This is a genomic window from Actinomadura sp. NBRC 104412, assembly GCF_030269515.1.
Classification (GTDB): Bacteria; Actinomycetota; Actinomycetes; order Streptosporangiales; family Streptosporangiaceae; genus Spirillospora.
Genome location: NZ_BSTM01000012.1, coordinates 30,514 through 53,065, shown reverse-complemented (window position 1 = coordinate 53,065; position 22,552 = coordinate 30,514). Strand labels below are relative to the sequence as shown.

General features: G+C 68.4%; 18 protein-coding genes. 11 read left to right on the top strand and 7 right to left on the bottom strand.

Annotated features, from left to right (window positions below; all coding sequences use genetic code 11):
* Window positions 1-63: 63 nt before the first annotated feature.
* Window positions 64-1,209, bottom strand: coding sequence for an acetyl-CoA C-acetyltransferase (locus QSK21_RS16965; protein ID WP_285696875.1), 1,146 nt, complete (start codon window positions 1,207-1,209; stop codon window positions 64-66).
* A 454-nt stretch (window positions 1,210-1,663) separates the two neighbouring features.
* Between QSK21_RS16965 and QSK21_RS16960 the strand changes: the two genes are divergently transcribed.
* The 4 genes from QSK21_RS16960 to QSK21_RS16945 all read left to right on the top strand — a co-directional run bounded on the left by QSK21_RS16960 (window position 1,664) and on the right by QSK21_RS16945 (window position 10,214).
* Complete coding sequence (locus tag QSK21_RS16960; RefSeq protein WP_285696874.1) at window positions 1,664-3,748, top strand: AIPR family protein; 2,085 nt, start codon at window positions 1,664-1,666, stop codon at window positions 3,746-3,748.
* A gap of 81 nt (window positions 3,749-3,829) precedes the next feature.
* Window positions 3,830-7,339 carry a DEAD/DEAH box helicase family protein gene (locus tag QSK21_RS16955; RefSeq protein ID WP_285696873.1) on the top strand — a complete coding sequence of 1,170 codons (3,510 nt, stop codon included), beginning with the start codon at window positions 3,830-3,832 and terminating at the stop codon, window positions 7,337-7,339.
* Window positions 7,336-8,712: a restriction endonuclease subunit S gene (locus tag QSK21_RS16950; protein WP_285696871.1), complete on the top strand. Its 1,377-nt coding sequence runs from the start codon at window positions 7,336-7,338 to the stop codon at window positions 8,710-8,712. The genes QSK21_RS16955 and QSK21_RS16950 overlap by 4 nt, the downstream gene beginning before the upstream one ends.
* Window positions 8,709-10,214, top strand: a complete 1,506-nt coding sequence (locus QSK21_RS16945; RefSeq protein ID WP_285696869.1) for a class I SAM-dependent DNA methyltransferase — start codon at window positions 8,709-8,711, stop codon at window positions 10,212-10,214. Before QSK21_RS16950 ends, QSK21_RS16945 begins: the two co-directional genes overlap by 4 nt.
* A gap of 20 nt (window positions 10,215-10,234) precedes the next feature.
* Here QSK21_RS16945 and QSK21_RS16940 read toward each other — a convergent pair whose 3' ends face one another.
* Window positions 10,235-10,624: an ATP-binding protein gene (locus QSK21_RS16940; RefSeq protein WP_285696867.1), complete on the bottom strand. Its 390-nt coding sequence runs from the start codon at window positions 10,622-10,624 to the stop codon at window positions 10,235-10,237.
* Between the two features lie 136 nt (window positions 10,625-10,760).
* Here QSK21_RS16940 and QSK21_RS16935 point away from each other — a divergent pair, with 136 nt between their 5' ends.
* The 3 genes from QSK21_RS16935 to QSK21_RS16920 all read left to right on the top strand — a co-directional run bounded on the left by QSK21_RS16935 (window position 10,761) and on the right by QSK21_RS16920 (window position 12,220).
* On the top strand, window positions 10,761-11,561 hold the full coding sequence (locus QSK21_RS16935; protein WP_285696866.1) for a helix-turn-helix domain-containing protein: 801 nt from the start codon (window positions 10,761-10,763) through the stop codon (window positions 11,559-11,561).
* Window positions 11,552-11,743, top strand: coding sequence for a DUF397 domain-containing protein (locus tag QSK21_RS16930; protein ID WP_285696865.1), 192 nt, complete (start codon window positions 11,552-11,554; stop codon window positions 11,741-11,743). Before QSK21_RS16935 ends, QSK21_RS16930 begins: the two co-directional genes overlap by 10 nt.
* A 192-nt stretch (window positions 11,744-11,935) precedes the next feature.
* On the top strand, window positions 11,936-12,220 hold the full coding sequence (locus tag QSK21_RS16920) for a DUF397 domain-containing protein (protein WP_352231287.1): 285 nt from the start codon (window positions 11,936-11,938) through the stop codon (window positions 12,218-12,220).
* Window positions 12,221-12,418: 198 nt separating this feature from the next.
* Here QSK21_RS16920 and QSK21_RS16915 read toward each other — a convergent pair whose 3' ends face one another.
* Together QSK21_RS16915 and hisS are read right to left on the bottom strand one after the other, a co-directional pair.
* Window positions 12,419-13,030 carry a hypothetical protein gene (locus tag QSK21_RS16915; protein ID WP_285696864.1) on the bottom strand — a complete coding sequence of 204 codons (612 nt, stop codon included), beginning with the start codon at window positions 13,028-13,030 and terminating at the stop codon, window positions 12,419-12,421.
* Between the two features lie 19 nt (window positions 13,031-13,049).
* Complete coding sequence (gene hisS / locus QSK21_RS16910) at window positions 13,050-14,372, bottom strand: histidine--tRNA ligase (RefSeq protein WP_285696863.1); 1,323 nt, start codon at window positions 14,370-14,372, stop codon at window positions 13,050-13,052.
* 556 nt (window positions 14,373-14,928) lie between these two features.
* Here hisS and QSK21_RS16905 point away from each other — a divergent pair.
* Window positions 14,929-15,174 carry a hypothetical protein gene (locus QSK21_RS16905; protein ID WP_285696862.1) on the top strand — a complete coding sequence of 82 codons (246 nt, stop codon included), beginning with the start codon at window positions 14,929-14,931 and terminating at the stop codon, window positions 15,172-15,174.
* 194 nt (window positions 15,175-15,368) lie between these two features.
* Here the strand turns inward: QSK21_RS16905 and QSK21_RS16900 are convergent, their stop codons facing one another.
* Both QSK21_RS16900 and QSK21_RS16895 read right to left on the bottom strand, forming a co-directional pair.
* The gene (locus tag QSK21_RS16900; protein WP_285696861.1) at window positions 15,369-17,396 is read right to left on the bottom strand and encodes an MFS transporter; all 2,028 of its coding nucleotides are present in this window, start codon (window positions 17,394-17,396) and stop codon (window positions 15,369-15,371) included.
* Between the two features lie 62 nt (window positions 17,397-17,458).
* A complete protein-coding gene (locus QSK21_RS16895; protein ID WP_285696859.1) occupies window positions 17,459-17,854 on the bottom strand; it encodes a hypothetical protein in 396 nt (131 codons plus the stop codon).
* Window positions 17,855-17,907: 53 nt separating this feature from the next.
* Between QSK21_RS16895 and QSK21_RS16890 the strand changes: the two genes are divergently transcribed.
* From QSK21_RS16890 to QSK21_RS16880, 3 genes are all read left to right on the top strand, one after another.
* Window positions 17,908-18,066 (top strand): hypothetical protein, encoded by a 159-nt coding sequence (locus tag QSK21_RS16890; protein WP_285696856.1) that lies wholly within the window; start codon window positions 17,908-17,910, stop codon window positions 18,064-18,066.
* Window positions 18,067-18,215: 149 nt separating this feature from the next.
* On the top strand, window positions 18,216-19,112 hold the full coding sequence (locus QSK21_RS16885; RefSeq protein WP_285696854.1) for a class I SAM-dependent methyltransferase: 897 nt from the start codon (window positions 18,216-18,218) through the stop codon (window positions 19,110-19,112).
* Window positions 19,113-19,158: 46 nt separating this feature from the next.
* Complete coding sequence (locus QSK21_RS16880; RefSeq protein ID WP_285696853.1) at window positions 19,159-20,154, top strand: zinc-dependent alcohol dehydrogenase family protein; 996 nt, start codon at window positions 19,159-19,161, stop codon at window positions 20,152-20,154.
* A 33-nt stretch (window positions 20,155-20,187) separates the two neighbouring features.
* Here the strand turns inward: QSK21_RS16880 and QSK21_RS16875 are convergent, their stop codons facing one another.
* Window positions 20,188-22,485, bottom strand: coding sequence for an ATP-binding SpoIIE family protein phosphatase (locus tag QSK21_RS16875; RefSeq protein ID WP_285696851.1), 2,298 nt, complete (start codon window positions 22,483-22,485; stop codon window positions 20,188-20,190).
* Between the last annotated feature and the right edge of the window lie 67 nt (window positions 22,486-22,552).

Sequence of the window (22,552 nt, the reverse complement as noted above, 5' to 3'; positions counted from 1 at the left end):
ATGGCGCGTCCGCGCGCTCCGGCGGCCGGTCCGCGAGCCGCCGGAGAGCGCGGGCAGGGGCCGCTAGATCCGCTCGATGATAGTGGCGTTGGCCTGGCCGCCGCCCTCGCACATGGTCTGGAGGCCGTACCGGCCGCCGGTGCGCTCGAGCTCGTGCAGCAGCTTGGTCATCAGGACGCCGCCGGTGGCGCCGAGCGGGTGGCCCAGGGCGATCGCGCCGCCGTTGGGGTTGGTCTTCTCCAGCGACGCGCCGGTGTCCTTGGCCCAGGCCATCGGGACGGGGGCGAACGCCTCGTTGACCTCGAATACGTCGATGTCGTCGATCTTCAGGCCGCTTCTGGCCAGCGCCTTCTCGGTGGCGGGGATCGGGCCGGTCAGCATGTAGACCGGGTCCGACCCGCACACCGCGAGGGTGTGGATCCGGGCCCGCGGGGTGAGGTTGTGCCGCTTGACGGCGGCCTCGGAGGCGATCAGCAGCGCCGAGGCGCCCACGGAGATCTGCGAGGCGACGGCGGCGGTGATGTCCCAGCCCTCGCGCAGCGGCTTCAGGGCCGCCATCTTCTCCAGCGAGGTGTCGGGACGGGCGCCCTCGTCCTTGGCGAGCCCGGCCAGCGGGGCGATCTCCCGGTCGAAGTACCCGGCCTCGATGGCCTTGCAGGCGCGCCGGTGGCTCTCCAGCGCGTACTCCTCCAGGTCCTGGCGCTTGAAGCCCCACTTCTCGGCCATCAGCTGGGCGCCGCGGAACTGCGAGATCTCCTGCTGGCCGTACCGCTCGGCCCAGCCGTCGCCGTACGGGAAGGGCATCCCCTTCTCCATGGCCATGGCGACCGAGGACCCCATCGGGACGATGGCCATCTGCTCGACGCCGGCGGCGACCACCAGGTCCTGGGTGCCCGACAGCACGCCCTGCGCGGCGAAGTGGACCGCCTGCTGGGACGAGCCGCACTGCCGGTCGATGGTCACGCCCGGCACGCCCTCGGGCAGCCCGGCCGACAGCCACGCGGTGCGCGCGATGTCCAGGGACTGCGGACCGATCTGCATGACGCAGCCCATGATGACGTCCTCGACCGCGGACGGGTCCGCCCCGGTACGGTCGATCAGTTCCTTGAGCACGTGCGCCCCGAGATCCGCGGGGTGGACATCTTTGAGGGCACCCTTCTTGGTGCCAACGGGGGTACGGACCGCGCCGACGATGTACGCCTCGGCCACTGCGCCTCCAATGTGGGTCGGGTTCCGTCCCGGAAACCGAGCGAGATTCGGTTAGCAGTATCAGAGTACAACGCCCCTGATGGTCAAGCCTCGGGGACCGTGGCGTTGCTTACCCGCCGGCCGGTTCGAGGGACGAGCCCGCCCCGTACCGCGGCCCTCTCCGAGGGATGCCGGACGCCTGTGGGCGCCCCGCCACCGTCCGCGCTCCCCAACCGAGATCACAACACTGTGGCCTGACCAGAATCCGAACCATTGCCGGATACACCCCTGACCAGATCCGGACCCGATGCGAGAAATGTCGGTAAGGTGCGGCCGACCGCCTAATCATTAAGAGGCCGCCGGTCGGTCCGCGAAAGCCCCCGGTCGACAGGGCGGTCGGTGAACTGCTGAGCACGACGAGCATGTGGGCGGGATGGACGCGAAGCAACCGAAGAGGCCGCTCCAGGTAGAGCACGTGCGCAAGGCACTGTTGGACAACTACAAGGGCCGTATATATGAGGCCGACCTGGAGGACTATCCAGAAAGTGAGTGGCAGCAGCGCTTCCTCTCGCGTGCGCTGGCGGCCGAGGCCATACGGCTCATGACCGGATGCGACTTCGAGACGGCCGGACGGTCGGTCATCGATGGTGACAGGGACCAGGGCATCGACGCCATCGCGGTAAGCGAGAACACCCGTGATGTGTGGCTCGTCCAGGCCAAGTGGAGCGACCTGGGCAAGGCAAAGATCGACAAGGCCGAAGCGCTCAAGTTCGCCGATGGAGTCCGGCTCATCGGCAACCGGAACTTCGAACCCTTCAACAAAGCCCGGATCGAGCCGTTCACCGCACGGTTGGACGCCGCCCTCGGAGATCCACGGCTGCGAATACGCCTCGTCATCGCCCTCTTGGGACCGGCCACACTGTACGAGTCCGCCGCCCAGGTCATCGACCGTCTCTGCTCGGACGCCAACGTGCACGGGCCCTTGCTCGAGCACAAGGTACTCGGCACGACCGACTTCCACGCCTTGTTGCAGCGGGACGTGGCACCCGCCCCGATCAACGTCAAGGCGAGGATGTGGAACTGGGGCAAGCGTGATGTCCCCTTCGAGGCATGGCAGGGATCGGTCGGAGTCAGCGACATCGCGCGCTGGTACGCCGAGCATGGTGACGCGCTCTACGAGGAGAACGTCCGCAAGTCACTCGGGGCGACCCGGATCAACGCCGGGATCAAAGAGACGCTCTCCAAAGAGCCGGAGAACTTCTGGTACTTCAACAACGGCATCACCGTGCTGTGCGACGGCATCAGCTACAAGTACCTCGGCAAGCGCATGGCGGGGGAGCCGATCGAGCTGACCCTGAAGGGTGTCAGCGTCGTGAACGGGGCGCAGACCGTCACGGCGATCCACGAGGTGATGGGGCAGGAGCCGGGCACCGCTCCCGAAGCCGAGGTGACCGTACGGCTCTTCTCCTTGGGAGACGATCGTCCCGAGTACGCCAAGCGCATCACCGAGACCACCAACACGCAGAACGACGTGACCCGGCGGGACTTCATCGCGCTCGACCCGGCTCAGGCGGAGATCAGGCAGGATTTCCTGCTGTCCCTCGGCAAGACCTACGTCTACAAGCGCGGCGAGCCGGACCCGGACTCCGAGGCGGGGTGCTCGGTCGTTCACGCGGCGACCGCGCTCGCCTGCGCCCACCGCACCCCGGAACTGGCCGTACGCGCCAGCCGGGACACCGATCTGCTCTGGGAGCGCGGTGCCGGGGGCGCGTACCCGCGCCTGTTCGGAGAGACCCCGACCGCCCACCGAATCTGGCGCTGCGTACAGGTACGCCGCGCGGTGGGCGTGGCGCTCGAGGCCGAACGCAGGAGCCTGCAAGGACGGGCGGCGGATATGGCGAGGCGAGGCGAGTTGCTCGTCACTCACATGGTCTTCCAGCTCATCGACCTGGACGAGATCGACGACCCGGCACTGGACTGGGAGGGCACGCTGGCGAGCGTTCCGGAGTTGACCGCTTCGATATTGCCCTGGCTGATCCACCACGTGGACGAGCAGTTCCCCGGCTCCTTCCTCAGCAGCACCTTCAATGACGAACGTCGCTGCCGGGAGCTCGCGCGGCTGGTGTTGGCGGACGTGCGCCGTGCAGGGTCGGCCCCCGTTCTTTCCGAGGACTACCGCCCGTCGGCGCCGCGGGCACGCAAGCCGCGGCGACCCAACGCAGTACCCACGCTGGTCAACGCCGGCGTGCTCGCCGACGGCACTCCGCTGACCTTCGAGCCCCGGAGCAAGAGCGAGAAGGCCGCCGTGCGCGACTGGCTCGCTGAGGACGGGCGCCGGTCCCAGGCCACCTGGGTGAACGACCGGCGTTCCTGCCTGCTGTGGGCGTACGACGAGGAGAAGTACTCGCCGAGCGGCCTCGTGCAGCGGATCTGGGAACTCGCCAGGTACGAGAATGCGCCGGTCTCCGTGCAGGGACCCGCCCGCTGGATGCTCGCGGACGGTCAGTCGCTCTGGGACCTGGCGCTTCGTGTGTTCGCCGACGAGGCCGAGGCCGACTGATATCCAAAGTCGGTGGAAATGACCTGCTGCTCCCTATATCCTGCAACGTTCTTCGCAACTTCCAGGGACGGACGAGGGGACATGCCGGAACCCATCGACGAGCTTGCGAAAAGATCAAGGAATTTCGGTTTCCTGTTCCAGCATGAACCGCTACTGGTGATCGACGGTGTCGCCGCCGAATCGTACCTCTACAGCGATCCCGACGCGGCGATGGGCAAGGCCCGCCGTTTCACCGAGACTCTGGTGCACTTGCTGATCAACCGCACCCAAACCCCGGTGAACGGGACGACGCACGGCCATCGCCTGCAGGCGCTCACGGCGGCCGGGGTGCTCGCTCCCAATATCCAGCAGGCTTTCGATGAGGTGCGGAAGTCGGGCAACCGGGCCGTCCACACGCACTGGGGCGATGTGCGGGAGGCGCTGAAGTGCGTCCGGACCTGCTTCGATCTGGGTGTCTGGTATCACCGTGCCGTCACCGGCGAGGCCGCTCCGGCTGCCTTCCTGCCGCCGCAGGAGCCCAGGGCCGGGGCTGAGACGCGGTCCTCGGCCGACCGGGCCGAGCTGGCGACGCTGCGCGAGGAACTGGCGCGCCTGCGGGAGCGCCTGGCCGAGGTCAAGGTTCACCGGGACGGCCAGGTCACGAAGCTGGAGGCCGAGCGCCGTGCCCGCCAGGAGGCCGAGGCGGAGCTGGCCCGCGCGGTCGCCGACCGGGAGCGGCTGCGCGTCCTGCTGGGGGAGAGCACGCGGGACGCCGCCGAGGCGGAGCGGCGGTTCGCCACGTCGGCGGCGTCCACGCGCCGGGTGAACGCCGCCGAGCGTGACGCCTTCGTCGCCCGCGCCCAGCAGGCGGCGACCGAGCCGCTGACCGAGGCCGAGGTCCGCGTCCGGGTGGACGAGATGATGGCGCTGGCGGGCTGGTCGGTCCAGGACGCCGCCACCGTCAACCTGTTCGCCGCCCAGGGAGTGGCCGTGCGGGAGGTGTCGACCGCCGACGGCGTCGCCGACTACATCCTGTACGTCGACCAGAAGCTCGTCGGGGTGATCGAGGCCAAGCGCGAGGGCACGGCGCTGACCCCGGTGGAGCGCCAGTCGGCCCGCTACGCCGACGGGCTCACCGCGTCCCAGCAGATGGCCGCCTGGAGGATGCCGCTGCCGTTCCGGTATGAGACCACGGCGGTCGAGACGCACTTCACCAACACGCTCGACCCGGCCCCGCGCGCCCGCCAGGTGTTCTCGTTCCACCGTCCGGAGACGCTGGCCCGCTGGATGCGCGAGGCGGACGCCGAGCCGGAGGCGCCCACGCTGCGCGCCCGGCTGCGCAGGCTGCCCGAGCTGGACACACGCGGCCTGCGCGCCGCCCAGGCCCGCGCCATCAACGGTCTGGAGGAGTCCCTCGCCCGGGACGAGCAGCGCGGGCTGATCCAGATGGCCACCGGGGCGGGCAAGACCTACATGGCGGTCACGCAGATCTACCGGCTGCTCAAGGAGGCCAAGGCCCGGCGGGTGCTCTTCCTGGTCGACCGCAACAACCTGGGCAAGCAGGCGTACACCGAGTTCGACAACTTCGTCACGCCCGACGACGGCCGCAAGTTCACCGAGCTCTACAACGTCGAGCGCCTCGGCGGCGCCGCCATGAAGGACTCGACCAAGGTCGTGATCTCCACCGTCCAGCGCCTGTATGCGCGGCTGCGCGGCCAGCCGGTGGACCCGGATGTCGAGGACGAGGCGTACGACTCCTACGACGCCGGCGGCGTGGTGGAGGTGGAGTACAGCGCGGACCTGCCGCCCGAGTCGTTCGACCTGGTCGTCGTGGACGAGTGCCACCGGTCCATCTACGGCGTGTGGCGGCAGGTGCTGGAGTACTTCGACGCCTACCTGGTCGGCCTGACCGCCACCCCGGTCAAGCAGACGTTCGGCTTCTTCCACCAGAACCTCGTCAGCGAGTACACCTACCGCGAGTCGGTCGCCGACAACGTCAACGTCGACTTCGACGTCTACCGCATCCGTACCGAGCACGCCGAGCAGGGCGCCACCATCGAGCGCGGCATGGTCGTACCGATCATGAGCCGCCCCACCCGCCGCAGGCGGTACGAGGAGCTGGAGGAGGACTTCACCTGGACCGGCGCCCAGCTCGGCCGCAAGGTGATCAGCACCGGGCAGCTCCGGCTGGTGCTGGAAACCTTCCGCGACCGGCTGTTCACCGAGATCTTCCCGGGCCGCAGGTACGTGCCCAAAACGCTGATCTTCGCCGTGGACGACAACCACGCGGAGGAGATCGTCCAGACGGTGCGGACGGTGTTCGGCAAGGGCAACGACTTCTGCCAGAAGATCACCTACCGGGTCGCCAACCCCGACGACCTCATCGCGGCGTTCCGCAACTCCCCGGATCTGCGGATCGCCGTCACCGTCAACATGATCGCCACCGGTACGGACATCCGGCCGCTGGAATGCGTGTTCTTCATGAACGAGGTCAAGAGCTGGGCCCTGTTCGAGCAGATGAAGGGGCGCGGCGCCCGCACCGTCGACCCGGCCGAGCTGAAGCAGGTCACTCCGGACGTGGAGGCGAAGACCCGGTTCGTCCTCGTGGACGCGGTCGGAGTCACGGACTCGCCCCGCGTGGACGCGACCCCGCTCGTCCAGCACAGCGAGAAGCAGATCAGCCTTGAGGCCCTGCTCAACAAGGCGGGCAACCTGACGATCACGCCCGACGAGGCGTCCACCCTCGCCGGCCGTCTCGCCCGCCTCAACAAGCAGATCAAGCCGGAGGAGCGGGCCGAGCTGGAGGGCCTTGCCGGACGGTCGCTGGAGTCGGTCATCAACTCGGTGTCGAGCTGCGCCGACCCCGACGCCCTGGAGGAGGCCCAGCGCACCGGTGGGAAGAGCGCCATCCATGATCTGGTCGTCCGGGCCGTACGCCCGCTGGCGGAGAACGTCGAGCTGAGGCGGCGCCTGCTGGAGATCCGCCGCGCCCACGACGTGTACTGGGACGAGGCCAACCGCGACACCCTGATCGAGGCCGCCGGCCAGGACCCGAGGGTTCGCGCGCAGGAGGTCATCACGTCGTGGCGCGCGTACCTGGAGGAGCACCGCGAGGAGATCACCGCGATCGAGACGGCGTACCGCAGTGGACAGCCCGGCCGCGCCGCGTACGCGAAGCTCAAGGAGCTGGCCGCTCGCATCGCCCGTCCCCCGCACCACTGGACGCCCGAGGACCTGTGGCAGGCGTACGAGCGCCTCGACCTGGCCACCCACAAGCAGAACACGAAGCACGACGTGGTCGACCTTATCGGCCTGATCCGCTTCGAGCTGGGGCTTGAGCGGGAACCCAAACCACACCGGAGTGTCGTGGAGGAGCGGTACGCTGCGTGGCTTGTGAAGCAGAGGCAGGCCGGAGTCGAGTTCACCGTCGATCAGAGGTGGTGGCTCGACCGCATCCGCGACGTCGTCATCACCCAGGCGTCGATCGACCACACGGAGCTGGAGAACGCCCCGTTCACCGAACGAGGCGGAATCGACGGCTTCCTGTCCACGTTCGGCGAGTCCAAAGCCGAAGAAGTCCTCTCCGACCTGAACCGGAGCCTCACCGCATGACCGACCTCCCTCCTGGTTGGGCTCGTGTTCCTATCAGTGATGTCGCTGATGTACGAGGCGGAATCCAGAAACAGGCAAAGCGGCGTCCTGTTAAGAACAAATACCCTTTCCTGAGGGTCGCGAATGTGGCGCGAGGGTCCCTGAAACTGGATGTAGTTCACGAAATCGAACTATTTGAGGGTGAACTTGAGCGTTACGCCTTGCATGCAGGGGACCTGCTCGTCGTGGAAGGCAATGGCAGCGCAAAAGAAATTGGTCGAGCCGCTATGTGGAACGGCGAGATTGAAAACTGCGTCCACCAAAATCACCTAATCTGCATAAGGCCGACACAGGCCATACTTCCCAAGTACCTGGAACTGGCCTGGAACTCGCCTGATGTGATCGACCAGTTGTGGCAGGTGGCCAGTACCACGAGCGGTCTTTATACACTGAGCACCGCGAAACTCAAGCGCATAAACCTTTCGGTGCCGCCGCTAGCTGAGCAGCGCCGCATCGTCGCCACCCTCGAAGGTCACCTTTCCGATCTGGTCGCAGCAAACCAGGCCGTTACCCTGGCTGGTAGACGTACGCAGGTTCTGTGGGCCTCCGTACTCAACGCACTTGCCAGCAAACCTTATGGTGAGAGCACGAGTGATGTGCCTTTGAGAGCAATTGCAGAGGTCGCCCAAGTGCAAGGTGGAATTCAGAAACAACCGAAGCGCCGTCCAGTAAACAATTTTTATCCTTTCTTGCGGGTAGCCAACGTATCGCGTGGCGGACTGAACCTCTCCGATGTTCATCAGGTTGAGCTCTTTGGCGCAGAGATAGAACGCTACCGCCTTAAAAGAGGAGACCTGCTCGTCGTGGAAGGCAACGGCAGTCCCGAGCAGATCGGCCGGGCGGCTATGTGGCATGACGAGATTCCGAACTGCGTCCACCAGAATCATCTGATACGCGTGCGACCCGGCCCGGAACTTGACCCGGGCTACCTAGAGCATATTTGGAACGCACCCCGAACAGCCCAAGAGATTAGGTCAGTCGCCAGTTCAACTAGTGGCCTGTTTACTCTCAGCACCGCAAAAGTAAAGTCAGTGAGGATTCCAGTCCCATCATTGTCTACGCAGAAAAGATTGGTTGCCGAGGTGCAGCAGTGGCGTACGCGCCTTGATGTCGCCGAGCAGGCGATCGGAAGTGGTTACCGTCGAGCGAATACTCTACGCCGCTCGCTCCTGAGGGAAGCGTTTGCGGGGCGGTTGGTGGAGCAGGATCCGGCGGATGAGCCTGCCTCCGTGTTGCTGGAGCGTATTCGGGCTGAGCGGGCGGCGCAGGGGCCGGTGCGGCGGGCGCGGCGTGGTAAGGGTAAGACGGCACCTCAGGAAGAGACGTTGGTGTGAGTACTCCCGAGACGCGGCGGCTGGTCGCGAAGCTGTGGAACTACTGCGATGTTCTGCGGGACGACGGCGTCTCCACGATCGACTACGTGGAGCAGCTCACCTTCCTGCTCTTCTTGAAGATGGGACATGAGCGCGCCACTAGGAGGAGCTTCCCGGACGAGTCGTTGAAGCCTGTCGCCAATGCATGGCAGACACTCTTGGACGCGGACGGGGAGGACCTGGAGGACGAGTACAACCACATCCTCCGCAGGTTCGGGCAGCGTGAGGACACGCTTGGTGTCATCTTCCGCAAGGCGCAGAACAAGATCCAGGACCCGGCCAAGCTCAAGCGGCTGATCGTCGACCTGATCGACAAGGAGCGGTGGTCCAGCCAGGGCGTGGACGTCAAGGGTGACGCCTATGAAGAGCTATTGGCCAAGGGCGCGGAGGACATCAAGTCCGGGGCGGGCCAGTACTTCACGCCTCGTGAACTGATCGCAGCGATGGTCGATTGTCTCCAGCCCGGCCCGGACGACACGATCAGCGACCCCGCCTGCGGTACGGGCGGCTTCTTGCTGGCGGCGTACGACTACATTCAGCGCCACCACGGAAGCGAGCTGACTCCTGAGCAGCGCGACCGGCTGGCCGGTGGCGGCATCAGCGGTACGGAGCTGGTGGACGGTACGGCACGGCTTGCGGCCATGAACATGCTGCTCCATGGCATCGGCAAGCCCACCGGCCAGTCACTCATCGAGGTGCGCGACGCATTGGCGGAGTCTCCTCGCAACTATCCGAGCGTCGTGCTCGCCAATCCTCCGTTCGGGCGCAAGTCGTCCATCACCATCGTGGGTGAGGACGGCCGGGCCAGCCGCGAGGACATCGAGTACAACCGCCAGGACTTCTGGGTCACCACCAAGAACAAACAGCTCAACTTCGTCCAGCACATCGCGTCCATGCTCGGCATCCCCGGCCGGGCGGCCGTGGTGTTGCCCGACAACGTGCTGTTCGAGGGCGGGGCCGGGGAAACGATCCGGCGGCGGCTGCTCAAGCAGTTTGATGTCCATACGATGCTGCGCCTGCCTACCGGGATTTTCTACGCGGGCGGCGTCAAGGCGAACGTGCTGTTCTTCGACAAGCAGCCGGCCCGGCCCGATGAGCCATGGACCGCAAACCTGTGGGTGTACGACTTCCGCACGGGCCAGCACTTCACGCTCAAGCAGAACCGGCTCACCCGTGAGCACCTGAACGACTTCGTCGAGTGCTATCGGCCTGGAGAGCCGCGAGAGAAGCGCGAGGAAACCGAGCGCTTCAAACCGTTCAGTTATGAGGAGCTGATCGCGCGAGACAAGGCCAACCTCGACATCACCTGGCTGAAAGACCCCAGCCTGGAGGACGCCGACGGCCTCCTGCCCCCCGACGTCATCGCGCGGGAGATCGTTGAAGATCTGCAAGCGGCCCTCGCCGAGTTCACCGCCGTCGCCGAAGCACTCGAACAGGCCAAAGACCGCTTGCCCTCCGAGTGATCGTCCGTCTGGTACGCCCCTCACGGGTTGAGAACGGCGAGGACGACCTTCCCGGCCTGGCCGGACAGGGGCCGGACGCCCCAGCAACGGGTGAACTGCTCGACCACGAACATGCCACGGCCTGATTCGCTGGTCAGGGCCGCGTTCACGATGCGCGGCATCTCGCAGGTGGAGTCCTGTACCTCCATCCAGAGCGCGCCGTCGGCAAGTCGCCCGAGCCGTACGGTCACCTCGTCGTCGGCGGTGCTGGCGTGCCGGATGGCGTTGGTGACGAGCTCGCTGGCCACTAGACACGGGTTGTAGTCCTCCATGCCCCACCGCCCCAGCGTGAGCCGGACGAACTTGCGTACCTCGGCCACTTCCTCCAGCCGCCGCTTGATCACGATCTGGTCGTGTGCTGCCTCGTCCATGAGATCCCCTCACATTGTGTGGCGTACAGCACACATTGAGCTACATTCCGCCTTAGCATGTCGTTGCTGGCTCGGACTGGAGAGCAGCGGCAAGGCAGCTGGTGCATTGGGAAGTTACCGAGAGAGGTAAGAGCTCATGGCCGTACGACGCACACGCCCCCGAGAGTCGGCCGCACTCGTCGCGTTCGGCCGACAGTTGCGCCGGACACGAGAGGCCAAGGACGTCAAGCAGGAGACGATCGCCAACCTGACGAAGATCAGCCCCGCCCAGCAGAGCCGGATCGAAGCGGGCAAGCGGCGCGCAACGCGACAATATGTCGAGATCGTGGACGATCACCTGGAGGCAAGTGGCTCCCTCATCAACCTGTGGGAGGACCTGAACAAGGACGGCCACCCGGTCCCCATCTGGTTCGACTGGCCCCAGATCGAGTCGGAGGCAACGGAACTGATCACCTGGCAACACAGCATCGTTCCCGGGCTCCTTCAGACCGTGAGCTACACCCGCGAGTTCCTCACCACAGAGGAAGCCGTGGAAGCGCGCATTGCGCGTCAAGGCATCCTGACCAGGGAGAGTTCACCTCCGACGGCGTTGGTCGCGCTCCTGAGTGAGGCGGTGCTCTATCACCTGGTGGGGTCACCCGAGGTGATGCGTGAGCAGTTGGAGCACCTGCTCACCATGAGCAAACTCCCGAACATCACGATCCAGGTCGTACGGAACAATGGACGTCCGGCGGGCACTGGGGGAGCATTCGTGGTGGCTACCATGGAAGACCGCAGCGAAGTGGCGTATCTGGAAACGACGATACGAGGTATCACGACCGACGCCCCAGCGGACCTCGGCGCCCTTTCCGACGCACAGAGAGAGTTGCGGGCGAGGGCGCTACCAGAAGATCAGTCGCAGGACGTCATAAGGAAGGCACTGGAGCAATGGACCTGAGTGACGCCGCCTGGCGTAAGGCCAGCCGGAGCGGTGAGAACGGCGGCGACTGCGTCGAGCTGGCGGGTGTAGGTGGCGTGGTGGGCGTGCGTGACAGCAAGGACCCGGACGGGCCCGTGCTGCTGGTGACTCCCGCTGCACTGCGTGAGGCCGTCCAGGCGGCCGCTCGTCCCACCGCCTGAACCGTCCCCTGATTTTCGTACCCGGCCCCGCACCTCACACCGGCCGGGCCGGGTTCGGCCGTCCTCACCTGTGGGTGACTCGTGGCATGTCGCCCTTCAGCGAGCCGGGTGAGGGCCGACACACCACGAGTCAACGCCGCACTACCGGCTAGGACCAGTGACCCCGGCGCCGGACGGAGATGTACTGGAGCGATGGACCTGACCGGCGCCGCCTGGCGCAAGAGCAGCCACAGTACTTCCAACGGCGGGAACTGCGTCGAACTGGCCAACGTATCCGCCCTCCTGGCCGACCGCGACGACGGCACCGCCTGGCGCAAGGCAACCCGCAGTCTGAACAACGGCGGCGAGTGCGTCGAGCTGGCGAGCGTAGGTGGCGTGGTCGCCGTCCGAGACAGCAAGGACCCGGACGGCCCCGTGCTGCTCCTCACCCCCGCCGCCCTTCGCGTAGCAGTACAGACGGCCTTCGTCGCAACCTGACTCTCTCTCTACTGCTCCTCAACCCTCTGACCTCCCTCACCGATAGGTCAAAGGGTTTCTTGGTTGCGGACGCGGCGCGCTTCCCATGAGCGGATGCAACTTGAGGACGGCCAAAATGGCTTCTCGCCTGGGCTCGCGGGGAGGCGATTGCCACCCGGCCTGCTGGCCGCGTCAGGCTCTGGGAGGTTCCTTCGAGGGCTACTCGCGGAGATAAATCAGCGCTGCGATGGTCTTCTGGCAGATGTCGCAGTGCATCGGGGCCTCTTCGGAAGCCAGATCGCATTCGACGGTAGTGAGCCGGTCGATGACGCCCGTTTCCGTTTCGGCCTTCCATGCCTCGGCCCAGCGGTGGGTGTTGGCGAGCAGGTCGTCGACGTAAACGGAGGTCATCTCGTAGAACGCGCGGACGCCGTGCTGCTTCATGTAGCGCCAGTTGAACTGGAGCGACAGCAGTCCGATCGGGAAGGGGTGCTCGACGAGGCCCCGAGCCCATCGCTCGGACACATCCTCGATGTCCAGGCGCGCGGCGCGCTCGTCGAGCAGCCGCCACATGCCGCTCTGGTCGTACTGGGCCAGGACGTCACCGAGGAGCTTGCGAGCGGCGGTCAGGTTGTCGACCTTGAGCCGGAACAGTTCATCGACCGTGGCCGTGGAATGAGGGTCGGTTCCCGCTCGGGCGGTCTCGATGGCCTGCTTGAGCTGGACGGAGTAGGCCGACTCCCACGATAGGCACTCCCCGAAGTCCGACCAAGGGGCCGGGAAACCCCGCTGCCTCATCTCGGCGAAGATGCGATCGCCTTGCACGCCCATCGATGGCCTCCTGACAGTTCTACCGTTCCGGCGCGCACCTCCGGATGAGGTACGCGGCAAGCTCGCCAGCGGGGACCTGCTCCTGCTCACCCGAATCCAGGTCCTTGACCGCCACGACCCCCGCTTGTTCGTCGGCCGCCCCGTAGATGACAGCGAACCGCGCCCGGCGGTCGGCAGCCCACTTGAGCTGCTTGGCCAGCTTGCGGCTGGCCGCCAGATACACCTCCGCACGCAGCCCCGCGTCCCGCAGCGCCGCGGCGAAGCCCATCACCTCGGCGGCGGTGTCTTCGGCGATCACCGTCAGCGCGACGTCCGTCCGCTCGACCTGCCCGGCGTCATCGCCCAGCAACCCGATGATGCGCTCCACGCCCAACGACCCGCCGCAGGCCGCAACGTCCGGACCGCCCAGCGCGGAGATCAGGCCGTCATAGCGGCCGCCGGAGGCGATCGAACCGGGCATCCCCTCGGCGACCACCTCGAAAATCACGCCGGTGTAGTAGTCCAGCCCGCGCACCAGGCTGGGCGTGAACGCGATCCGCGCCTGCCCGATCTTGGGCGCCGCCAACTCCAGCAGCCGGTCGATCTCCTCCAGCCCGGCCCGGCCGTCCTCGCTGTCGCACAGCGCGGCACGCATCCGCTCCACCGCGTCCTGCGCGGTCAGGTCGTTCACCAACGCCTTGGCGATATCGGCCGGCAACGACCGCGCCTCCACCAGCTCGGCGGCCACCTTCTCCGGGGCCAGCTTGTCGAGCTTGTCCAGAGTGATCAGCACACCCCCGCCCAACTGCGCCGGAACCCCATAGGCATCCAGCAGCCCCGACAACGCCCGCCGCGAGTTCACCAGCACCCTGAACCCGCGCACCCCCACCGCATCCAGCGCATCGGCCAGCGCGCACACGATCTCCGCATCCGCCAGGGGGGACGCCGACCCGACCACGTCCACATCACACTGAGCGAACTCGCGGAACCGCCCCCGGCCCGGCCGGTCGGCGCGCCACACCGGCCCCATCGCATACCGCTTGTAAGGGGTCGGCAACTGCGAGCCGTAGCCGGCCACCACCCGTGCCAGCGGCACGGTCATGTCATACCGGAGCGCAAGATCGGCCTCCCCGGTCGCCTCATGCTCACCGCGACGCAGGATCTTGAAGATCAGCTTGTCACCCTCGTCGCCGTACTTGCCCGTCAGCGTCTCCAGCCGCTCGAACGCCGGCGTCTGCAACGGCTCGAACCCGTACCGCTCGAACACCTCACGGATCCGCCCGAACACCAGCTCACGCATCCGCAGGGCCCCAGCGAGAAAGTCACGGGTGCCCGAGGGGGGCTCAAACTGCTGCGAAACCATGGGAACTCCTGACCACCGTAACCCGGGCAACATGGCGCGACGATTGACCACATGCGGACGCTGAGACGCTCTTGAGCGCGGTGACAACGCATCACATCGCCCTTCGATCGTATCGACGATTACTCCGAGGTCAGCGTCGAACAGTCGGGTGCCGTGACGAACCTCGTCAAAGAAGCTTCCCAGCGCGGAGCCAGGTGCGGCACGGTCAGCCCGTTCGTGCCTGTACGGGACGGGCCGGGCGGCGGCCGGTCCGACCGGGGAGGTCTCACACGGTGCGTGCGGTCGGGATGTATGGCCGTGGGCACGTCCATGACTCCTCGCCGGCCGATATCCTCGGCGGCGCGGCGATGGCAGGGGCGAACGACCAGGTCAGTCCGCGCCCCGTTCGAGCGTTCGTTCACCGTCAAGGAGCTCGGCCGACTCATGACCGCGCGACCAGACTCGATGCCCGTCCGCGCACACGAGATGGGAATCTACAAGCGCTATTTCGACCTGATCGCCAGCGGCCGGAAGACCATGTATCAGGGTCAACGACTCCAGCCGCCGCAAGATCAAGGTGGGTTCGCTGATCCGGTTTCGCTGCCAAGGTGAAGAGGTGCTGACCCGGGTGACCCGCATCGCACGGTATGTCAGCTACGACGAGATGTTCGACCATGAGCCCGTCACCTCGGTCAACCCGCACGCTACTCGGGACGAACAACTCGCCGACATTCGCCAGATCCACCCACCTGAACGTGAAGCCCTCGGGGTTTTCGCGATCGGCATCGAACTGGTCGATCCGCCACCCCTATCGTCCGAGTGAGCAGCGTCCGTCGTCCAGCAGACCGCCGCCGGCGCTCACCGCCGCCTGCATCGAGCCGGCCGACGCGGGCGGATTTGGGTCGGCACGCAGGGACAACGCAGTTCTTGCCGGTGCGTGAGGAACAGTGTGCCTCGGGTCATGAGGAAGGTCGAACTTGTCGACGGTGCTGTAGCCGCTCCGTCCTGGCCACCAGGTTAGGGGGCGGGGTGCATGGCCCTGGCGCCGTCTTCGCCCCCGAGCGACTCCTCGGCCAGCCGGGTGAGCAGCGACGCCAGCTCGGGATGCTCCTCGGGCGACCAGCCGGACAGGTGCCGCGCCAGGGCGGCGCGCTGGGCCTCGACCAGCTTGCGTTTGACCTCCCTGCCCCGCTCGGTGATCGTCAGCGTCCCGTCGTCCTCCCGGACGACCAGGCCGGCCTCGACCAGGCGGTCGACGCACGGGCGGCCCCGCTCGACCGGCACGTCCGCCAGCTCGGCCAAGTCGGTGCCGGCGATGGGTCCGCGGGAGATCCGGCACAGCGCCCACATGCTGCCCGCGGGGAGGTCCACGCCCGCCAGGGAGCCGAGCCGCGCGTACATCTCCTTGGCATGCGGGTCCCTGCGCATCAGCTCGCTGAGCGCGCGCAACATCTCGTCCCTTGACGAGCCGGTGGTCGGCGCCGGCCCGACCGCGTCCTCGACGCCGCGGGCCTGCGCGGTCTCCCTCAGCGGCAGCTCGCGCAGGAACCAGGTCAGCACGAACGCGACGGCCGCCACCGGGACCGCCCACAGGAACACCGACCCGATGGACTCGGAATAGGCGTGGATCAGCATGGCGTGCAGCCGCGGCGGCAGCCGGTTCAGGGTCGTCGGGTCGGCCTGTGCCGCCTCGGGGCTGAACCCCGGCGGCAGCCTGACGCCGCGTAGCAGCTCCTCGGTGTTCCGGGCGAGGGCGTTGCTGAAGATCGAGCCGAACACCGCCACACCGAACGACCCGCCGATCTGACGGAAGAACGTCACCCCGGACGTGGCCGCGCCCAGGTCCTCGTACGAGGACGCGTTCTGCACGGCGATGACCAGCACCTGCATCACCATGCCGAGGCCGAGGCCGAGCAGCGCGAAGCGCAGGCTCGCCGACAGCGCGCCGGTGTTCTCGTCCATCCGCGAGCACAGCCACAGCGCCACCGCGATCAGCGGGGTGCCCAGCACGGGGAACACCTTGTAGCGCCCGGTATGGCTGATCACCTGGCCCGAGGTCACCGAGGCCGCCAGCAGCCCGGCCATCAGCGGCAGCAGGTGCAGCCCGGACGTGGTCGCCGACACGCCGTTCACCACCTGGAGGAACAGCGGCAGGAAGGTGAGCGCCCCGAACATGGCGAAGCCGACCACCGCGCTGATGGCCGAGCCCACTGGGAACGTCGAGTGGGCGAACAGCCGGGGCGGCATCACCGGCTCGGCCGCCCGCCGCTCCACCAGCACCCACGCCGCGACCAGCACCACCGCCACCACCGCCAGGCCGATGATCTGCGGCGACAGCCAGTCGTACTGGGTGCCGCCCCAGGTGGTCAGCAGCACCAGCGCGACCGCCCACCCCACTAGCAGCACGATGCCCGCGTAGTCGATGCGGTGCCGCTCCCTCCGGGTCTCCCCGTGCAGGACGGCGGCGATGGTCACCAGCGCCAGGATCCCGATCGGCAGGTTGACGTAGAACACCCAGCGCCAGGACAGGTTGTCCACGAACCACCCGCCCACCAGCGGCCCGACCACGCTGGCCACCCCGAAGACCGCGCCGAACATCCCCTGGTAGCGGCCGCGCTCGCGGGGCGGCACCACGTCCCCCACGATCGCGATCACCAGCACGATCAGCCCGCCGCCGCCCAGCCCCTGCACGGCCCGGAAGATGATCAGTTCGAGCATGTCCTGGGCCAGCCCGCACAGCGCCGACCCGGCCAGGAAGATGACGATCGAGGTCTCGAACAGCCGCTTGCGCCCGTACTGGTCGCCCAGCTTGCCCCACAGCGGCGTGGACGCGGTGGCCGCCAGCAGGTACGCGGTGACCACCCACGACAGGTGGTTCAGCCCGCCGAGCTCACTGACGATGGTCGGCAGCGCCGTGGACACGATCGTCTGGTCCAGCGCGGCCAGCAGCAACGTCAGCATCAGCGAGCCGAGGATCACGTACAGGTCCCGGCCCTTCGGCGTGGACGCCGGCGGCCCACCGAGCGTCGCGCCCCCGGTAGTCATGCCGGTCCCCTACCCAGCCGAGATCCCCAATCACGGGCGGCCACGCGCCCCGGGGACCGCGCTCAAAGGAGGTCGCGTGTCACCTTGGCGGTGCCGAGGGCGGTGCAGCCCCCGGCGACGGCGGTCGCACCCGCGGTGACCCAGAGCGGCAGTCCCTTGCGCGAGCGCAGGGCGTTGAGCGTGTCCAGGCCGTCCACGGCCAGCCCGAGCCGCGCCCACAGCCTGCGGTTCGGCTCCTTGCTGAGCAGGTAGCCGGCGCCGAGCGCGATCTCCCTGGCGGCGAACATCCGGGTGACGAAGTCACGGCCCGGGTCGCGGCCCTTGCCCATCCCCATGAGCCGGACGGTCAGTCCCGGAAGGGTGAACGCCGCCACGCCCAGGACCACCCGTCCCCGGGCCAACTGGAGCATCAGCTCGTCCACCGTGTCCCGCTTCTGGTCTTCCTTCGCATCTGCCACGCTGCGAGGCTATCCCCGCACCGAACGAAATTCGACCGTCTAGTCTGTCGGTCATGGAAGGGATCCTCTCCCTCGCCGTCGTCGCCGTGCTGGGCGCCTTCGTGGTGCGCTGGACCGCGTCGAGGCTGCGCCTGCCCGTCCCAGGGCGCGCGGCGGTCATCACCGTGTTCGTCCTCGTCGTCCTGGCGCTGTGGGGACAGAGCCTGGACTGACAAATCCGTACCGGGGAGGTGAACAAACCTCGGCGACGGGGAGTCATAACCTTCGAGACCGGCTTCGACCCGGCTCGGCCGCCGGTTCGCGACGCCCGCGGTCCGAGCGCCCCGCACCGTGAAGCCGCCCGGAGCCGAGGAGAGCAGACGTGCCGAGACCGGCGACGATCACGCAGGCCCCCGCGGCCCCCATCGCCCCCCACCTCCGGCGCCTGCTCGACTTCGCCGAACCCGAACCCGACGACGTCTGCCTCGATGTGGCGCGCGGACGCGGGCCGATGCCCGCGGCCCTCTCACCGCAGGTCCGCCATGTGACCGCGGTGGACGCGCTGCCCCACCGGCCCCCCGGCGGTGGACGCGACGCCGGCGGGCGCATGTCCACCGTGACGTTCGGCACCGGCCCCGTACGGCTCCCCGGGGTCCCGGAACACCGCGCGAGCAGGGGCGACGGCGGCGGCTCCGGGCAGGGCGGGGATCCGCCGCGGACCGGCGGCGCGCGACGGGCCGACGCCACGCGCCAGGACATCGCGATCGCCAGGCGGGGCACGCCCGACCCGGTGCGGGTCCGCGCCGACGCCACCGCCCTCCCGTACCGCGACGACAGCTTCAGCCTGGTCACCGCCCGGTTCTCGCTCTACACGCTGGGCGAGCCCGAACGCGTTCTGCGCGAGCTGTTGCGGGTGTGCAGGCCCGGCGGGCGCCTGATCATCGCCGATCTGGTGCGCGGCAACCTGGCCCAGCCGGACCGGGACAGGCTGGAACGGCTCCGCGACCCCGACCATCCCGGCACCCCGTCCATCGCCGCCGTCACCGACCTGATCACGTCCGCCGGCGCCAGCATCCGCCGCCTGGACGTGTTCACCGTGGAACGTCCCCTGGAACCGTGGCTGGCCGGGGCGCGCGACCCGCAGGCCGCCGACCGGATCCGCGCCGCGCTGCTGGACGAGGTCGACGGCGGCCCCCGCACCGGCGCGAAACCCCGCATCATCAACGGGGAGCTCTGGTTCACCCAGTCCTGGGCGCATGTGGCCGCCGAACCCATTTGACCGGCCCCTTCCGGTCCCGTGGGCGCCGCGGGCGTAGCGTTGAGGCATGCGGGCTTGGGTGGTGGAGAAACCGGGACCGATACAGGACGGGCCGATGCGGCTCATCGATCGGGACGTCCCCGAGCCCGGTCCCGGCGAACTGCTGGTACGGGTGCTGGCCTGCGGCGTGTGCCGCACCGACCTGCACGTGGCCGAGGGCGACCTGCCCGTCCACCTGCCGCGGGTGACGCCGGGCCATCAGATCGTCGGCGAGGTGACCGCCGCCGGACCCGGCTGCCTGCACGGCGTCGGCGACCGCGTGGGCGTGGCCTGGCTGCGGGGCACCGACGGCGCCTGCACGTTCTGCCGCCGGGGCAGCGAGAACCTGTGCCCCAACTCCCGCTACACCGGCTGGGACGCGCACGGCGGGTACGCCGAGTACGCCATCGCCGTCGACGCGTTCACCTACAAGCTGCCGGAAGGGCTCGACGACATCGAGGCCGCGCCGCTGCTGTGCGCGGGGATCATCGGATACCGGGCCTTGCGCCGTGCCGAGCTGCCACCCGGCGGGCGCCTCGGCCTGTGGGGGTTCGGCGGGTCCGCGCATCTGGCCGCTCAGGTCGCGCTCGCCGAGGGCGCCGAGGTGTACGTCTTCACGCGCGGCACGGCGGCCAGGGAGCTGGCGCTGACGCTCGGCGTCGCGTGGGCGGGCGACGTGTACGACGCGTCGCCGTGCCCGCTGGACGCGGCGGTCACGTTCGCCCCGGCCGGGGAGACCGTCCCGGCCGCGCTGAGCGCGCTCGACCGCGGCGGCACCCTCGCCATCGCCGGCATCCACCTCAGCGACGTCCCCGTGCTGAACTACGAGAAGCACCTGTTCCAGGAACGGCAGGTCCGCTCGGTCACCTCGAACACGCGCGCGGACGGGGAGGAGTTCCTGCGGCTCGCGGACCGGATGCGGGTGAGGGCCACGACCCGCCCGTACCCGCTGGACGAGGCCGACACCGCCCTGGCGGACCTGTCCGCCGGGCGGTTCACCGGGGCGGCCGTGCTCGTCCCCTGACGCGGGTCAGGCCGTCACGGGCACGAGGCGGCGTCAGGAGGTGAGCGGCAGCTCGAACCAGACGGCCTTGCCGTCGGCGGTGGGACGGGCGCCCCAGCGGCTGGCGAGCTGGTCGACCAGGTAGAGGCCGCGGCCGCCCTCGTCCGTCTCGCCCGCGCTGCGGATCCGGGGCAGCCTCATGTCGGAGTCGAACACCTCGACCCAGATCGCCTTGGCGCCGCGCCGCAGCCGCAGCCGGAACTCCTTGGACGGCGGCTCCCTGCGTCCCAGGTCGGCGCCCAGGTTCCAGTCGTCCTCGTCGAACGCGCCCGCGCCGTACCCGGGGCCTCCGGGGTCGCCGTCGCCGAACTCGCCGGGCCCGGTGTTGAACTGCACCAGCGGCATCCCCTCCAGCACCAGCTCGCGGCGCGGCGCGGGACTGGTCGAGGCGTGCAGCACCACGTTCGTCACGATCTCGGAGACCAGCAGGCAGGCCAGCTCCGCCTGCTCGTCCAGCATGCCCCACGCCGCGAAGGTGTCGGCGGCCAGGCGGCGCGCCTCCGACACCATGATCGGCTCAGCCGGGAAGGTGCGCTCCTCCACGGCCAGTTCCTCGGCCGCGGTACGGATCACCACGATCGCGACATCGTCGTTGATCTCGCCGGGGATGGCGTCGTAGGCGGCCCTGGCGATGTCCTCCACGTCCCCGCGCGCGGCCTTCTCCACGGCGGCCCGCACCTGCTCACGGGCCTCCTCGCGGCTGTGGTAGTCGCCGTCCTCCCGGGCCCGCCGGTCCACCAGGCCGTCGGTGTAGAGCACCAGCGTGGCGCCGGGCTTCAGCTCGGCGGTCTCCTCGGTGAAGAAGATCTCCCCGCCCATCCCGGCGGCGCGGACGCCCAGCATGGCGCCCTCGCTCTCGAACGTCAGCTCGCCGACCTCGCCATCGGCGATCAGCAGTGGCGGGTCGTGCCCGGCGTTGGCGAACTCCAGCACCCGCGACCAGGCGTCGTACACGAAGTACGTGCACGACACCAGCGGGGGGCGGACCAGATCGTCGCTGTTCCAGCCGGAGCTGATGCGCTCGGGACGGGTCATCGTGCGCACCCACTCGTCCAGCTTGCGCAGGATCTCCGCGGGCGGCTTGTCGTCCTGGGCGAACGCCCGCAGCGCCGCCCGGAGCTGGCCCATCACGGCGGCGGCGCGGGCGCCGCGGCCCTCCACGTCGCCGATGACCAGCCCGACCCGGCCGGCCGACAGCGGGATCACGTCGTACCAGTCGCCGCCGACCTGGGTCTGAATGCCGTGCCCGTGCGACTCCAGCGGCCGGGCCGGCTCGTACCTCCAGGCGATCTGCAGGCCGTCCAGCCGGGGCGGGCGCTCCCCGGGCAGCAGGTGCTTCTGGAACGCCAGCGCGGTCTCCCGCTCCTCCTCGAACAGCAGCGAGTTGTCGACCGCCAGCGCCACCCGGCTCGCGATCGCGCCCAGCAGGTCGCGGTCGAACCCGTCGTAGTGCGGGTCGGCGCGCTTGGTGAGGCTGGACAGCGCCAGGCTCATCACGCCCAGCAGCTCGCCCCGCACCAGCAGCGGCGCGGCGATCACCGAGGTGATGCCCAGCTCGTCGCCCAGCCGCTTGCCGGCGTCGTTGGGCGCGGAGAACCGGTGCTGCACCATGTCCTCGACGAGCACCGCGTCACGGCGCTTCATCGCCTTGGCGTTGAAGTGGTCGGGCGGGTAGTTCACCGGCTCGCCGACGTCCGCCCAGGTGCCCGGCGGCGGCTCCCACCCCCTGGCGTGCCACGACACCCGGCGGTAGAGCCGGTCGCCGCTGAACAGGTCGATGAAGCAGTGGTCGGCGAACTGCGGCACCAGCGTGTCGGCCACCCGGCGCAGCGTGGTCTGCAACTCCAGCGAGCCGCTCAGCCGCTCGCCGATACGGTCCATCAGGCCGTAGCGCTCCTGCTCGCGCTGGTTGCTGCGCAGCGCCTCACGCGCGAAGATCACCACCCCGTCGACCGCGCCGGAGGGATGGCGCAGCGGGACGGCGTGCGCCCGGGTGTAGACGGAGGTGCCGTCGGCCCGCAGGTTGCAGAAGGTGCCCTCCCACACGTTCCCCTTGAGCACGTGCCGGGCCAGCTCGGTGGCCTGCTCGTGATCCTCCTCGGCGATGCCCAGCGACAGCACCGAATGCCCGATGATCTCGTCGCCGCCGATGCCGAAGAGCTGCCGCGCGAAGGCGTTGGCGTAGATGACGTTGCTGAAGCGGTCGCACACCACGACCGCCATCTCCATCTGGTTCAGGACGGTTTCGGGCGGCAGGTGCGCATCGAACGGCGACTCCCCCCAACGCTTCATACGCTCACCCTGCTCACCGAAGTCACTGCGGTACGGCTCCTGTCGAAGATGCCGTCGTCGTTGCCTT